This is a genomic window from Acidobacteriota bacterium, from assembly GCA_012729555.1.
GTDB lineage: Bacteria > Acidobacteriota > UBA6911 > UBA6911 > UBA6911 > UBA6911.
On the sequence record JAAYCX010000044.1, the window covers coordinates 38,309 to 53,046 of the forward strand.

Sequence of the window (14,738 nt, forward strand, 5' to 3'; positions counted from 1 at the left end):
CGTCCAAATCCACATCATTACCATACCAGAGACGCCGTCTCATTTTTTTGGAAAAAGGGGTACTCTTTTCCGCCGTTTTTCCTTACAGTGATGCCACCGGAACCGGGACAGGCTCCGGTGTCCGGCGGATGGCCTTTCGGGGATCAACGGTACCTTATCGAGGGGGAGAATCGGATGCTCACGAAAAGACAGAATATGGTGGAGACCATGAAGGGCGGTCGCCCTGACCGCTTCGTCAAGGGCTACGAGGCGCTCGCGCTGGTGATGACGCCCTTCGCCCTGAGCAACGTGCGCCCCGTCAAGGGCGCCCCTCCCCTGAAGAACCGATGGGGCGTGACTACCTGCTTCCCGGCCAACGCGCCCGGGCCCTTCCCGGTGCACGACGCGGAGCATATCGTCATCAAGGACATCGAACACTGGCGCGACTGCGTCACGGTCCCCGATCCCGTCATGCCCGAGGAGGCCTGGGAGGAGACGATCCGGCAGGTCGAGGCGATCGACCGCAGCGAGTATTTCGTGGCCCCCTTCGTCGCCCCCGGGGTGTTCGAACAGAGCCATTACCTCCTGGAGATCACCAACTGCCTGACCGCCTTCTACACCAACCCCGACGAGCTGCACGAGATCTACGACATGATCACCGAGTTCGAGCTCCGGCTGGCCGAGGATATCTGCCGGCGCATCCGGCCGGACGCCCTGTTCCATCACGACGACTGGGGGAGCCAGAAATCCTCCTTCATCTCCCCCGCCATGTTCGAGGAGTTCCTCCTCCCCTGCTACAAGCGGATCTACGGCTATTACAAGGCCCACGGCGTCGAGTGCATCGTCCACCACTCCGACTCCTACGGGGAAAACCTCGTCCCCTACATGGTGGAGATGGGGATGGACGTCTGGCAGGGGGCGATGTCGACCAACAACATCCCGAAGATCCTCGCCGAGCACGGCGGGAAGCTGACCCTCATGGGCGGCATCGACAACGGCAAGGTCGACCGCGAGGACTGGACGCGCGAGCTGATCCACGAGGAGACCTTCCGCGCCTGCCGGGAGTACGGCACCAAGTACTACATCCCCTGCACCACGATGGGGGACCCCGCCAGCATCTACCCCGGCGTCTACGAGGCCGTTATGGAGGAGATCGACAACGCCTCGGCGGAGATGTTCCCGTCCGGGGCGGCGGGGGCGTAGCGGTCCGCGCCATGGAGAGATGGGTCCGAAAGGCTCTGGAAGCCGGTTTCGACGAGGCGGGCGAGCTCGACTGCGCCCTCCTCGTCGCGCGGCCCGAAGTCCGGGATGCCTGCCGCGCGAACAGCTGCCGGCGTTACGGCACCAGCTGGTCCTGCCCCCCCGGGTGCGGCACGCTCGAGGAGTGCGCCGCCCGCCTCCGCCGCTATTCGAAGGGGCTGATCGTCCAGACGGTCGGGCGGCTGGAGGACGAGTTCGACGGCGAGGGGATGATGGCCGCGGCCGAGCGCCACGCGGAGACCTTCCGCCGCCTGACCGCCGAACTGCGGCGGGAGTTCCCCGGGATGCTGCCCATGGGGACCGGGAGCTGCTCCCGCTGCGACAGCTGCACCTACCCCGACGCCCCCTGCCGCGACCCGTTCGGGGCGAGCCCCCCCATGGAGGCGTACGGAATCCTGGTCGCCGACGCCTGCCGCTCGAGCGGCATCCCCTACTACCACGGCAAGGGGACCATCACCTACACCGCCTGTTTTCTGCTCCGGTAGCCGTTCGCCCCTGGCCAATATCGCGGCGTCCGCGAAGACAAACTGTTCGACCAGACATATTCAAAGAGCCGGCCGGGAGAATTATGTATGTTCCGATACTAAATAATGGCAATATAGCGATATTATCATCATAATTGAAATACAAATAGTATGTTGACAAACCATGCAGTATCAATAAAATGATATTATATGGTATCAAAAAATACGTCATTGTCCCGAAAGGACAGCCAATTGCTCGAGCAGGTGGTCGTGAAGCACGGGCAGATAGCCGATACCAGCCAGCTGGACGAAATATTCCAAAGCGCATACTCGCGCAAAAGCGACCGGAATCGGCGCATCTCTCTGCTGGCGAAGGCCGGATGGCTCGTCCGGATTCGGCGAGGTCTGTACCAGATCGTCACGGATATGACCGCCCGAGGCATGGGGAACGTATCCAACCTGGTGATCTCCCAAGCGCTCAACCGCCGTTCTTACGTCTCGTTCGCCAACGCGTTGAATTGGCACGGCATGTTCGATCAGCTCACAAAAACCGTGGACTCCGTCACAACCGCCAGACCTCGGAGCTACCGGTTCCAGTCCACCGAGTTCCGGTTTCTGAAAGTGGAGGAAGATCTTTTCTTCGGCTTTTCCGGGCAGCGGGTGGACGGAAAGATCGTGAACATCGGTGAGATCGAAAAAGTGATCCTGGATTATCTGTTTTTAAGGCGGAACGCCGCGACCGTCAGTCTGGTTGTCGAAAAGCTCAGGGAATATCGGGACAAATTCGATTTTGCCCGGATGACGAAATACGCGATGGCATACAGCATCACGGTCCAACGCAATCTGGGATTCCTGCTGGATGCCGTGGGTGTTTCGAGCGACGCCCTGTATCAAGCGGCGAGCGACAATCGAAAGGGATTCACCAAAATGCATCCCGGCGCCAAAACCTTCAACTCGCGATGGCGGTTGTACTATGACCCTGGAGTTATTGAGTAAGGCGCAACTTCAAATCATCAATCGCGGCGGCCTTCAATACCCGCTCGACGCGGCCGAGAAGGATTACGTGCTCGCGCTGGTCGTAAAGATTCTTTACGAATCCGGGCTCAAGGCGAAGCTGGTGTTCAAGGGCGGGACCGCCCTTTACCACACCTATCTTCCTCAATTGCGCTTTTCCGAGGACCTGGATTTCACCGCCCTTATTCCGGTCACCCTGGAAGAACTCGAAGAAGTCCTCGTTGCCCATGATTTCCTGGAACTCAAAGAGCACAATGTTTCGGACCATACAGTCAAGATCAACCGGTTGAAATACGCCGGCCCGTTGGGGCAGCCCAATTCACTGAAGATTGAAGTCGATGTCACCCAAAATGTCGTGTTGCCCGCCTGCGAGAAGGAATACCGGAATCATTATGGAGTTCAGGCGGCCGTACGCGTCATGGATCTGCGAGAAATCCTTGCGGAGAAGATCCGAGCCGCAAGTGGCCGGGCCAGGTATCGCGATTTCTACGATATCGCCATGATCCTCGACGGCTTTGCGATGAATATCGGCGAGGTCCTCGACCTTGTTCGCCGGAAGGAAATCCGGAAACCGGTCTCGCATGGATCGATGCTGAGGAATTGGAAAATAGCGCGGCAGGAGAAGGACGGGAGATCGGACCAGATAGTCTATTCCAGGGATGTCTCTGAAAAGGAGATCCTGGCCGCCATGGCGGCGATAGGATGTTTTTCGATTGGGGGCCGAGCGGGAGGTATATAGCGTCGATCCGGGGATGCCCGGCAGTCTCAAGCCGCGGATTCGGGAACGGGTCCTGGAGGAGTGCATCCGTGTCGCCTGGGGACCGGGAAGAACGCCTTCAGGATATCCTCGAGGCCTCCCTCCAATCCATTGTCAAGTAGTTGCAGGAACTGCACTAACGACTTTCCAGCCTCCCCGCCCGAGGCAAATGGCTTGTTTTATTCCCTGAGTTTGTAGCATGATGTCTTCCAGTCATGAAAGCGATCGCCCTGCATGTTTCCTCCGGCTTTACCTGAACGCGTTGATACAACGTCGGTTCGTCGTCATTGCGGCATTCCCATCATGCAGTTTGTGTCCACAACGCCACGCCGGTGCCGTGAGCGGTCTATGCGCATACGCGCCGGAAACCTGGCGAAGCCGGCATCGGTTGGGCAGATCACGTTTCCTGGGGAAGAGGTAATACTTTGGGCAGAGGGCGCGATGCGGGGGGAGAGCCCCGCTGGGAAGGGGAGGTTCGCGGTCTGAGGGGCTACATCGAGGCCCACCCGGAAATCGGGATCGGTCCGGGCGAGGTGTGCATCCCCGGGGAGTGGCGCGCCGGCTTCTACCAGCGGTTCGACGCGATCCGGCGGGCCGTGGTGGAATCGTGGGACCCCTCCCTGTATTCGGAGGTCCGGGCCCTTTCGCACCGATTCCTCGAGGCCGAGCGACGGTTGTCCGAAGCCTTGGGGCTCGAAGTGGGGTTGGCGCAGGATCTGTCCAGCTTTCTGCGCAGGCCCGGGGAAGGCCTGATGCGCCTGATCCACGGCCGCCTGTTCGAGCTGCTTCAGGGCAGGGTTTCCGGGGAGGATTTCGCGCGCCTGGCGGCGGGCGATCTTGCCGCCGGCGCCGCGGCGATGTTCCGGCTCGGGTACGAAGCCTGGGCCGCGCTGGCCATGATCGTACTGCTGGAACCGGACGGGATATGGGGAGTCGCCCTCGACGGGGACGGCAGGCCGCTGATGACGGAGATGCGGGAGATCGTCTTCGGGCGCCAGTTCCATCACCCGGCCAGGCGCATCCCGGAATTCCTGTTTCATTCGAAGAAACTGGGCCGTCACGTGGCCTTCAAGACGCCCCTGGCCGGAGAGGTGAACGCGTACCGTGTCCCGGTGGAAATGCCCACCCAGAGGCTGTTGCGCCATCGCAACGGGGACTCCTCGTCCGTGCTGGGCCACAGGATGCTCTTTCTCTCCGTCGTCAAGGATTTGAAGGAGATACCCGTCTTCGCGGATCTCCATCAAAGGACGATTCACGGTCCGGATCTCAGTATCGAATGCGTGACGGAGCAGGATCTCGCGGACCCGGAAAATCTCGGGCGGATTCAAAATCGGTTGAACATCCTCAGGCCGCGCCTCGGGGGAACCCTGGTGCTGGTGGATTCCAGGGTGGAACCGGAACCGTTTACCGCGGCTCGAACTATGGACGTCCTTTCGGCGGGACTCGAGCCGTCCGGTTTCCAACCCCTGATCGACCTATTGGTCTAGCAATCGCAGGTATTCCGCTTCAGAAGGGGGACCGGGAGCGGTTACAATGGACAGTGCCCACGGCGGGCGTTTTTCATAAGAGAAGGGAGCTGAAACCATGGCGGATCTGACGGGAATCAACGGACAGAGGGAAGATTTCAGGGTGGTCGGGAAAACGGACCTCCCGGGCAAGCTGTCATGGGCCGTCGCTTCGGGCCTCGCCAGATTCGGGATCGACTATGTCGTTCCCGATATGCTCGAGGCCAAATTCCTGCGCAGCCCGCACGCGCATGCGCGCATCAAGGGGTACAACCTGGAAAAGGCCAGGGCGGTTCCCGGAGTGGTGGACATCGTCACCTGGAAGGACGAGGATCTGAAAAAGCTCGCCCGCGGCGGCATCGGCGGTCCGCCCCAGCCCTTCATTTCCGATGTCGCCGAGGAAGAGAACGTGGAGGTGGGCTTCATCGTCGTCGCGGAAAACGGGGATATCTGCGACGAAGCCCTGAAAGCGCTCGAGGTGGATTGGGAAATCCTGCCCCATATCGTCGATATCAAGGCGGGAAGGGAGGCCGATGCCCCCGTCATCCGTCCCCAGGACCGGGGGGGCGTCGTCAACCCGTTCGGAGGGGGGGGCGGCGACAATCCGCCGAAACAGGGGAACGTGGCCTATTCGAACCAGATCCAGGGGGATGTGGAAAAAGGGTTCGGCGAGGCCGATTACATCATCGAGTACGACCTGAATATGCCCGCCTACGCCTCCGCTTCCCCCAACCCCCACGGATCGGTGGCCTGGTGGTTCGACGACCCCTACCGGGGGAGAGACAATATCCACATCGAAGGCGCCGTCTGGCACGCGAGCGGCGGCAAGAACGCGATCGGGCAATTGTATGGGCTGCCCCCGGAAAAGACCGTGCAGGAAGGGCTGTTCCAGGGGGGGAAGTACTGCGACTGGACCATCCGCCGGTCCCAGCAGATCACCCCGCTCCTTGCCAAGAGGACCGGCAGGCCCGTGCGCTGCGCCAACACCCGCCGCGACACCTTCGACTTCATGATCCAGCAGCGTTTCATTCACATGAAGGTCGGTTTCACCAAAGACGGCCTGATCACGGCGTTTGACGATTTCTCCGTCACCGACGGCGGCACCACGGGCAATTCCTTTTTCGGGACGATCGGCGACCAGGGGTACGGCCCCTACATCGGGACCAAGTGCCTGAACATCCGTCAGCGGATGGAGGTGGTCGACAGCAACCGCGGCTTGATGCCGTTCAGTTCGCAGTTCTGCCCCTTCAACTGGGACTCGGTGACCATGGCCATCCACATGATCGCCGAGAAACTCGGCAAGGACCCGATCGACGTCGCCAGGCTCAACCTGCACGGACCCGACGGCCAGAACGACCACAGGCCGGTTCCCAGCTTCGATGCCTGCATCGAGGCGGGAAAGAAGATGATGAACTGGAACTGGCACAAGAACGGGGCCAGGCGGCTGCCCGACGGGCGGATGCACGGGGCCGGTTTCCGCTACCAGATGTGCCCCCGGCACGCGATGGGGAGCGATTTTCACGCCGTGCTCGAGCTTCGTAACGGCGTGGTGCGCATGCCGATCCAGGGCCCCCACGCCGGGGTGTTTTCGGTCGAAGGCGTGGCCATGATCGCGGCCGAAGAGCTCGGGCTCGAAGCCACGGACATCCACATCGACTACGATCCCGACGCGGTGTTCGTGTCGATCAGCGGCGGGGCCGACGGCCTCGTGGCCACCGGCTGGGTGATGAAGGAATGCTGCCACATCTTCCGGCGCCGCGTCTTCGAGGCGGCCATCGCGGAAGCGGACAAGCCGGCCGCCGGCGGGTTCGGCGGCCCGCCGCGCAAGCTGCCTCCCAACCCGTTGAAGGGGAAAAAGCCCGAAGATCTGGATATCGTGGGCGGAAAGATCGTACTCAAGTCGGACCCGGGCGCCGGGGTGCCGCTCAGGAGTCTCGCGTCCAACGTCTACGCGACCTTCGCCGGGCATCCGCCCGACCCGCTCTGGCCCACCAGGTACGACACCCTGAACACGCTCTATTGCGAAGTGGCGGTGGATACCGAAACCGGGCAGGTGGAGATCCTGCGCTACGGGGCCGCGGTGGATTCGGGCAAGGTCATCCGACGGGTTTCGCTCGAAAGCCAGCTCGACCAGGTGGCGTTCTTCAGCCAGGGATGCCAGATGTTCGAGGACTACTACTACGACAAGAGCACCGGCGTGAAGCTCAACACCGACATGATCGAGTACAAGAAACCGGGGATGCTGGACGTGCCGAAGCTCGAAACCGACCTGGTGGAGACGCGGGCGGGGAACGGGACCTACGGCGCCAACGGCATCAGTCACTCCATGGCCAACACCCACATGATCATTTGCGCCATCTACAACGCGATCGGCAAATGGGTGGACCCGCCGGCCACGCCCGACCGGGTGCTCAAGGCGCTGGGCAAGATCTGATGACCCGCCTTCTATCGTGGCGGCGCCGGGTCAGGACCCGGCGCCGCCTCCGCGAATAGCCTGTCAAACAGCTCCACCGATCCCGGGGCGTACCCGGCGTAGTGGTTGTTGAAATAGACGTAGACCTGGAACGCCTTTGCGAGGACCGCCTTGATGGGAGGGATCCAGGCGCGCATTTCCGGGGTCCGGTCCAGGAGGAGCGATTCGAAGGGGCGTCGGCGCACCCCCGCGTCCTGCGCCCGCCCTATCGCCGCATCCATCTCTTTTCGATGGCCCAGGAAGCGCACGTAGACGAAAGATGAGGTGAAAACCTCGCCGCGGGCGGCCAGTTTCGGGAGCGGATCCATCGTATAGTAGTCGATGAATACGAGCGAGACGCTCCGGCCGCGCAGGAGGTCCAGCAGCGGCGGCCGGACCCACAGGGGGTTCCGGATCTCGATCCCCCACCGGAATCCGGACGGGAGGAGCGGGAGAAAGCGTTTCAACCTCCGGACGAAATCCTCGCCGGTCCGGTATTCCTGCGGGTCCTTCCCCTTGGCGACATAGGGGAACTGCAGGATCATCGGCCCCAGCCGACTCCCCAGGCCCGACATCACGGAGATGAACTCCTTCAGCTCCGTCTCGCACCCCTCCAGGTACTTGTCATGGCTGATGACCCTGGGGACCTTCGCCGAGAAGATGAATCCCGCGGGCGTCTTCGTCTTCCAGCTTTCCACCGTTTTACGGCTCGGCGTGCGGTACCAGGTGGAGTCCACTTCCACCGTCTGCAGCTTTTCCGAATAGGCCCGGATCATCTCGCCGGGATCCACGGAATCGGGATAGAAGGAGCCGCACCAGTCCGTGGAACTCCAGCTCGAAGTCCCCACATGCAGATTGGGCGGAAAGGGTGCCGGCATCAGGCTTGCGGCTTCGCCCGCGGCGGCAGGAAGGCGAGAATCGACTGGCGTCGTGCCACGTATCCTTTGGGCGTCAGTGCCAGCAGCCCCATCCTGACCAGGGCATTGACGTCGCGCGAAAGGGTCTTGGCGGTCCTGAGGGCATATGCCCTGGCCAGGCGCGGTGATATTTCCGGCAGTTTCGCCATGGGAACCGGCTCCTGCCTCCGCGACAGGTCCAGCACCAGATGACGTTGACGCTGCTGGCTGGGATTGCCTCTGTCCCGGAAGAGCTCGTGCACGTAGTTTCGCCAGGCAACGTCCCACTGCTGGTTCCAGATGGTTTCCAATTGGCCCTGGAGCCCGTCCAGAAAACCCTGGATGGCATAGGCCACGAAGGAGGTCACCTCGCCTCCCGATCTGCCGGCGTGGTCCAACTGGCGGTAATACTCGGTCCGGGTCTGGTTGTAATGGTTGCTCGGCAGGTGCGCGGCCGGCGCCGGCACGCCCGAACGGATGAGGATTTCGAACTCCACCAGCCGTGCGGTGCGCCCGTTGCCATCTCCGAAGGGATGAATCCAGGCGATGTACAGATGCGCGAGGATGGCCTTCAACGTTGCGAATGCGATCTCCATTCCCTTCTGCGGCCGGAAGTCCGGCCCGTTCAGCCATTGGCACAACCGGTCCAGCAGATATTCGCAGTCTTCCGCCGGCGCGCCCCGGTATTTGCCCACCAGGACGGAATGGGTGCGAAGCTGACCCGGTTGCACCCCTTCCTCCAGTTTCAAATTTGCCAGCACTTCCCGGTTGTGTGCCTGGATGGCCGCCGCCGAGAGCGGCTCGCCCCCGCCTGTCGCCACATCGTCCAGGATGCGGTTGCAGGCGGCAAGAACGTTGTCGATTTCCTGCTTCTGGTACTCCAGCGAGGGCGGCACCTCCAGGTTGCCGTCCAGATGCCTGCGGACCTGGTCTTCGGTGAGCGTGTTGCCCTCGATGGCCGTCGTAGCGGCGATCCCCTTCGCCAGAAACAGCTTGTAGAGCTCTTCCGCCGTCGAAGGACGTAGCGGCACCCGTGCGATATGCTCGCACTTCGACTGGCATTCCCCCAGCGCCATCCAGGTGGACGGCGACAGACCGTGCAGGTCCGCCTGGAATTTCAGCCAAGGGTGGGTCTTCTCGTATGTCCTCATTGATGTCCTATGTATAACCAATACTCATAATATATAACGGAGAATATGTCTTCTTCAATGTCCAAGTCTGAGATCCACTGTTGCCTTATCGAGCGTACTGCGCGACGGAACGGTTTATGGGCGATTCCGAACCATGAGCGGGAATTCGAGGAGGCCCGCTGCGGCCGGCCTCCTTCATGGATTCTATCCCAGCTTTTTCATGCTTTCCATCGGGTTCAAATTGAGCTCGAGGCGCTCGATGATCGCGGCGAGCCGTTTTTGCCTGCCTTGGTCGGTCTTGGCGCCCAGAAAATACGACCTGGCGTAGGTTCTGCGCGCGGAGGGCGTCATCTTCACGAAATTCGCGTAGGCGCTGCCATGAGCTTTCAGCATATCCTCGAACGACCGTACCTGGTCGTCGGTCAGGGCGCCCGGTTTCGGTGCGGTCCAGCGTCCGTTTTGTCGGGCGATCTGGACCTTCGCCCGGCCGAAATCGGTCATCAGGCCCAGCGACTCGAGCTTTTGGACGAGGCCTTTGTTTTTGTCCGACCAGTGGCTCGCGACGTCGCGCTGCTTGAAATATTTCACGTACGTATCGTCGTCGACACTCCGTATCTGGCCATCGATCCAGCCGAAGCAGAGAGCTTCCTCCAGGGCTTCGTCCGCCCTGATGGTTTCCACCCTGGAGGTTTTGCCGAAGACCAGCCAGACGCCTTCACCGGCCAGGGCGTTTTTCGTCAGCCATTTCCTGAACTGCGCGCGGTTTTTGAACAGCATCCGGTTCATGAGGCTCCTCATCGTCATGGGCGGGTCATGGGCGGCATGCAATAGCATATCGCTTTTGAAGGGAAGGGGATATGCGAAAACATAAAAATGCGGGCGAATATGCAATAAACATGTCCCGACGTCTTGAGGAGGGCGGCCGCGGGTTTCCTGGTGATGGTGGGAGTTGGTAGCGACGGGTGGAATCGAACCACCGACCTTGGGGTTATGAATCCCACGCTCTAACCGACTGAGCTACGTCGCCACAAGATCGAAGCCCGGATCGGGGGCGGGGGTGACCCGGGGCCCGGCAATCCGGCAGGCCACTCATTTTGCTGACTTCCGCGCCGCTTTTCAAGTCCAAATCGCGCCGGGCGCGGGGCCCGGTGTCGCCCCCGCCTGTAGCGTTCGCCCGACGCGGGGCGTAATGAAAGCCGAAAGGCGGGCATGACCCGCGATCACACTGAAATTGCCGATCGCCGGACCGGGCGGACGGGGCGGGAGCAGGGCCGGAGGGCCGTCGCCGTGTGGCGCCCGGGACGGGCCAGGGGGGGGAGCATGGCGGACGAGGCCTGGACCTGGAAGGTCCCGGAAGCGAGCGCGCAGATCAAGCGCGAGATGACGCGGCAGGATGCCTTCGACCGGGTTTCGGGGCGGGCGATATTCACGAGGGACATCGCGCTGCCGGGGATGCTGTACGCCAAGATCCTCGTCTCCCCGCGCGCGCACGCGCGCATCGTGAAGATGGATGTCACCCGGGCGAAGGAGCTCCCGGGGGTGCGCGACATCCTGACCTGGGACGACCCCGACATCGCCTCCGACAGCGGGACCGGGGCCGACATCTCCGCGAGCTACAGCATCCTGACCCTGCCCGGGACGGCCGATTTCTACCAGCACCCCATGGGGGTGGCCGTGGCGGCCGACAGCGAGGAGATCTGCGATCGCGCGCTGGGGCTCGTCGAGGTCGAGTGGGAGGAGCTCCCCTTCCTCCTCGACATGGAGGAGGCGGCCGGGGAGGACGCCCCGAAGATCATGCCCGAGGTGCGGCGCATGATGCCGTTTTTTCCCGGGGCGGGGGCCAAGCGCGGGCCCAACGTGATCGGGAGCGAGGACCGGAAGATCGGCGACCTCGAAAAGGGGTTCGCCGAGGCGGACAAGGTCCTGGAGTACACCATCCGCAGGGAGATGAACACCCCGGCGGGGGTGGAGGCGATGGTGTGCGTGGCCCAGTGGAAGGAGGGGGGCCTGGACCTCTGGGTCCACCACCAGGCCAACCCGCAGAGCGATCTGAGTTCCCCCCGCGGCATGGGGGGGATGGGGATGTTCCCCTTCGGGGGTGCCCGAGGAGAGCCCGCCTTCACCCACTGGTCCAAAATCAGGGTCACCTTCCCCTACCAGGGTTCCTGGTACGGGGGGCTGGCCTGGCTCGCCTACAGCAACTCCTTCGTGCGCCTGGCCGCCGTGCTGGCCCGGCGCGCGGCCGGCCGGCCGGTGAAACTCCTCTACGACGAGAGCGGCTTCTACTGCGGCGGGGACGAGGCGGGGACTTACCGCTGCAAGGTGGGGGCGAAAAGGGACGGGACGATCACGGCCTTTCACTGGCACATGACCGGGGCGCGCAACCCGGCGGTGGACAAGACCTACGAGTGCACCAAAATCCCCAACATCCGGGGGTCCCAGACCTGGCCGCTGACCAACAAGGGTTTCCAGGAGTGCTTCCGGCACGGGGCCGCCGCCTGCGTGCCCCACAACGTGATGTTCGACCTGGTGGCCGCCGAGTTCGGCCTCGACCCGACCGAGGTAGCCCTCCTGAACGACGGTTGCCAGGGGCACGACTGGGACTTCATTACCCGGTACCAGGAGGAGAACGGCTTCCCGCGGCGGCACAGCCTCAGGGAGGTCGTGGAGATGGGGAAGGAGGCGATCGACTGGGACCGGAAGTGGCACCCCCCGGCGGCGCGCCGCCTTCCGAGCGGGCGGATGCACGGGATGGGGTTCACCTCGATCAACGAATGGCACTGGGGCGCCGGGATGATGTCGTTCGTGAGCAACTCCCACGCCTGCCTGATGCTCCAGAACGGCAAAGTCACCATCGTCGGGCTGCGGTGCGACATGGGGATCGACACCGAGTCGGGCTACCGCCACTCGGTGGCCGCGGAAATCGGCCTCAAGTACGAGGACGTGCTCATCCAGGAGCGGAGGGTGGACAACGGGGCCTGGTCGCTGGCCCAGCCCGCGGGGTCGAGCGGGATGGTGAACGCGGCCAGCCAGCTCGTCCTCGCCGCCCGGGAGCTGAAGGGGAAGATCCTCGAGATCGCGGCGGCGACGGGCGCCATGCCGATGGGGTTCATGATGGGGGCGCCGGGCGGCGCGAAGACCCCGCAGGCCAAAAAGCCGGAGGACTTCGACATCCGGGACAGCATGATCTTCGAGAAGGCCGACCCCGAACGGAAGCGCCCCCTGGCCCAGGTGGCGGGGGGCTTCATGAGCCAGAGCCCGGTGGTGGCCCACCCCGAGGTCCGGCCCCCGATCGCCATGATGACGGAGATGATGGGCGGGGGGCGGAAGTATTACGTCATGGGGCGGCAGGCGCACTTCATCGAGGCCGAGGTGGACGTGGAGACGGGGAGGGTCCACGTTACGGGGATCGTGTGCGTCAACGACGTCGGCCACATCTTCAACCGCCGGGGGTGCGAGGCGCAGCAGTACGGCGGCGCCGTCATGGGGCTGGGCAAGAGCGCCACCGAGGAGAAGGTCTTCTGCCCCCGGACGGGGGTCGGGCTCAATTTCGACCTGGCCCACTATCATTTCGCCACGATGAACGATTACCCCGCCGTCCGCTGCCTGCTCAACGAGAGCCACCTCGGGTACGGGGCGTACGGATCGTTCGGGATCGGGGAGAACGTGGGGGCGGCGCTGGCGGCCATCACCTCGTCGGCCATCCACAACGCGACGGGGAAGTGGATCCTCGACCACCCCATCACGCCCGACAGGGTGCTGCGGGCGCTGGGGAAGATCTAGGCTCCTCCCTTCGGGTCCGTCACGGCGCGGGTGAGAAAGAAGGCGAGGCCCAGCACGATCAGGGCCCCGATCCCGGAAACCATCAGGAAGGTCGCCGTCATCGAGGACTGGGCGTCCAGGAGCGGCTTGTCCGAGATCCCGACGCACAGCATCCCCACCACGGCGCTCCGGCGGTTGCGCAGGGGCTCGCAGGCGGCCAGCTGGCGGCCTGACCCCTCGTGGACCCGGCCGAAAAAAGTCTTCCCCAGGGACAGGACGGTGCGCCCGATGTCGGCGTGGGCGCGCGTGCCGGCTTCCCCCTCCCCGTCCGGGGTCGCGGCGTTGGTCGCCACCCGCACGTCGCCCAGGTGGAGGGAAACGATCCCGTCGGACGCGTCGTCGGCGTGGCGCGCGCCGAACACGAAATCGCCGATCCGGGTCACGAGCCGGGTGTCGCGGTTGAGGAGGATCCCCCCGTAGAGCACTCCCTTGAAGCCGGAGCTGGTCTCCACCGGCGTCGCCGCGATCAGGGCCAGCCCGCTGTCGACCTCGGGCCGGGCGTCGGGGGAGGAATGGATCGGGACGCGGGCCTGCTGCGCCAGCGCCTGCCCCTCCCTGCGGAGCGACTCGGGCGGGAGCACCTCCGTCCCCGCCGAGGTTCCCCCGGACAGGGCGTTCTTGAGGTAATCGAGGATGGGGAGACGGTCGGCCCCGGGCTGCTCCAGATCCCTCTCGAGCGCCCGCAGCATCCTCGGACTCCGGGTGTCCACGAAGGTCAGGAAATGGAGGCGCTGTTCCTCGCGGATGCGCGCGAGAAGGCCGGGGACCGTCTCCCTCCCTCCCGGTTCCAGCGCCAGGGCCAGGCGCTCCGAGCGCGCCGCCCCCTGGACCGATTGCCGCACGGAGTCCCGCGCGAAGGCGTAGACCATCGAGGCGGACCGGAGGTCCTGGCGGAGCTGTTTGAGTTCCTCGTCCAGCATGGTCCGGGTGAGGATCCTGGACCCCATGAACGCGGCCAGGACGGTGCTCAGGATGGCGATCAGGATGAACCCGGCCGCAATCCTGGCGCGCAGGGACAGATTTCGAAGAAGCTTCGTCATGGTCGGAACTCGGCCCGGCGATCCGGGCATGTCCCGGGAATCCCTCAGGTATCAATCAAGATCGATATCCCGGGTGGGGCGGGTCACGGGCCGGCCCCGGTTCTGATCCAGCGATTCCTCGAATTTCCGCTCGAGCAGCTGCGAGTGGGACTCGAGGTCCGCGGCGCTCCGGCGGAAGACGGCCTCCCGCTCCTCCGCCTGCCGGCGCAGGAGTTCGGCCGCCTCCCCGAGGTCCAGGGAATTCTTTTTCGGGGGGGGGAGTTCGTGCCGGATCACCTTGCCGAGGTTCGGGTCGATGACGATGCGGGCGCCGCAACAGGGGCACTCGACGGAGATGCTGGGGTTCTGCCGGGACATGATTTCTCCTCCCAATTCCGGCCATTCTAACCCGGGCCGTCCAGCCCTGCCAAGATGAAACC

12 protein-coding genes and 1 tRNA gene are annotated in these 14,738 nt (G+C 63.6%); 7 read left to right on the plus strand and 6 right to left on the minus strand.

What is annotated here, in order from left to right; all coding sequences use genetic code 11:
* The first annotated feature begins 174 nt into the window (after positions 1-174).
* From GXY47_09120 to GXY47_09145, 6 genes are all read left to right on the plus strand, one after another.
* Positions 175-1,182 (plus strand): uroporphyrinogen decarboxylase, encoded by a 1,008-nt coding sequence (locus tag GXY47_09120; protein ID NLV31304.1) that lies wholly within the window; start codon positions 175-177, stop codon positions 1,180-1,182.
* 11 nt (positions 1,183-1,193) lie between these two features.
* Complete coding sequence (locus GXY47_09125) at positions 1,194-1,724, plus strand: DUF2284 domain-containing protein (GenBank protein ID NLV31305.1); 531 nt, start codon at positions 1,194-1,196, stop codon at positions 1,722-1,724.
* Between the two features lie 231 nt (positions 1,725-1,955).
* A complete protein-coding gene (locus GXY47_09130; protein ID NLV31306.1) occupies positions 1,956-2,699 on the plus strand; it encodes a hypothetical protein in 744 nt (247 codons plus the stop codon).
* Positions 2,677-3,456 carry a nucleotidyl transferase AbiEii/AbiGii toxin family protein gene (locus GXY47_09135; protein NLV31307.1) on the plus strand — a complete coding sequence of 260 codons (780 nt, stop codon included), beginning with the start codon at positions 2,677-2,679 and terminating at the stop codon, positions 3,454-3,456. The genes GXY47_09130 and GXY47_09135 overlap by 23 nt, the downstream gene beginning before the upstream one ends.
* 443 nt (positions 3,457-3,899) lie before the next feature.
* Positions 3,900-4,961: a hypothetical protein gene (locus GXY47_09140; GenBank protein NLV31308.1), complete on the plus strand. Its 1,062-nt coding sequence runs from the start codon at positions 3,900-3,902 to the stop codon at positions 4,959-4,961.
* A gap of 97 nt (positions 4,962-5,058) precedes the next feature.
* Positions 5,059-7,413, plus strand: coding sequence for a xanthine dehydrogenase family protein molybdopterin-binding subunit (locus tag GXY47_09145; protein NLV31309.1), 2,355 nt, complete (start codon positions 5,059-5,061; stop codon positions 7,411-7,413).
* An 11-nt stretch (positions 7,414-7,424) separates the two neighbouring features.
* Here the strand turns inward: GXY47_09145 and GXY47_09150 are convergent, their stop codons facing one another.
* The 4 genes from GXY47_09150 to GXY47_09165 all read right to left on the minus strand — a co-directional run bounded on the left by GXY47_09150 (position 7,425) and on the right by GXY47_09165 (position 10,484).
* Entirely contained in the window at positions 7,425-8,309 is an 885-nt protein-coding gene (locus GXY47_09150) for a DUF72 domain-containing protein (GenBank protein NLV31310.1), read from the minus strand.
* Positions 8,309-9,478 (minus strand): Fic family protein, encoded by a 1,170-nt coding sequence (locus GXY47_09155; GenBank protein ID NLV31311.1) that lies wholly within the window; start codon positions 9,476-9,478, stop codon positions 8,309-8,311. Before GXY47_09155 ends, GXY47_09150 begins: the two co-directional genes overlap by 1 nt.
* 183 nt (positions 9,479-9,661) lie before the next feature.
* Positions 9,662-10,243, minus strand: a complete 582-nt coding sequence (locus tag GXY47_09160) for a hypothetical protein (GenBank protein NLV31312.1) — start codon at positions 10,241-10,243, stop codon at positions 9,662-9,664.
* A 164-nt stretch (positions 10,244-10,407) separates the two neighbouring features.
* A tRNA-Met gene (locus tag GXY47_09165) sits at positions 10,408-10,484 on the minus strand.
* Between the two features lie 293 nt (positions 10,485-10,777).
* On the opposite strand from GXY47_09165, the gene GXY47_09170 reads away from it, so the two are divergent.
* Entirely contained in the window at positions 10,778-13,240 is a 2,463-nt protein-coding gene (locus tag GXY47_09170) for a molybdopterin-dependent oxidoreductase (GenBank protein NLV31313.1), read from the plus strand.
* On the opposite strand, the gene GXY47_09175 is transcribed toward GXY47_09170, so the two are convergent.
* Together GXY47_09175 and GXY47_09180 are read right to left on the minus strand one after the other, a co-directional pair.
* On the minus strand, positions 13,237-14,319 hold the full coding sequence (locus GXY47_09175; GenBank protein ID NLV31314.1) for a hypothetical protein: 1,083 nt from the start codon (positions 14,317-14,319) through the stop codon (positions 13,237-13,239). The two genes, GXY47_09170 and GXY47_09175, sit on opposite strands and share 4 nt — an antisense overlap.
* Positions 14,320-14,370: 51 nt before the next feature.
* On the minus strand, positions 14,371-14,676 hold the full coding sequence (locus GXY47_09180; protein ID NLV31315.1) for a hypothetical protein: 306 nt from the start codon (positions 14,674-14,676) through the stop codon (positions 14,371-14,373).
* Between the last annotated feature and the right edge of the window lie 62 nt (positions 14,677-14,738).

Coding starts and splice junctions, on each gene's coding strand:
- GXY47_09160 (NLV31312.1), bottom strand. CDS start 10,243: ATGAACCGGATGCTGTTCAAAAACCGCGCGCAGTTCAGGAAATGGCTG.
- GXY47_09175 (NLV31314.1), bottom strand. CDS start 14,319: ATGACGAAGCTTCTTCGAAATCTGTCCCTGCGCGCCAGGATTGCGGCC.
- GXY47_09170 (NLV31313.1), top strand. CDS start 10,778: ATGGCGGACGAGGCCTGGACCTGGAAGGTCCCGGAAGCGAGCGCGCAG.
- GXY47_09155 (NLV31311.1), bottom strand. CDS start 9,478: ATGAGGACATACGAGAAGACCCACCCTTGGCTGAAATTCCAGGCGGAC.
- GXY47_09120 (NLV31304.1), top strand. CDS start 175: ATGCTCACGAAAAGACAGAATATGGTGGAGACCATGAAGGGCGGTCGC.
- GXY47_09125 (NLV31305.1), top strand. CDS start 1,194: ATGGAGAGATGGGTCCGAAAGGCTCTGGAAGCCGGTTTCGACGAGGCG.
- GXY47_09180 (NLV31315.1), bottom strand. CDS start 14,676: ATGTCCCGGCAGAACCCCAGCATCTCCGTCGAGTGCCCCTGTTGCGGC.
- GXY47_09145 (NLV31309.1), top strand. CDS start 5,059: ATGGCGGATCTGACGGGAATCAACGGACAGAGGGAAGATTTCAGGGTG.
- GXY47_09135 (NLV31307.1), top strand. CDS start 2,677: ATGACCCTGGAGTTATTGAGTAAGGCGCAACTTCAAATCATCAATCGC.
- GXY47_09150 (NLV31310.1), bottom strand. CDS start 8,309: ATGCCGGCACCCTTTCCGCCCAATCTGCATGTGGGGACTTCGAGCTGG.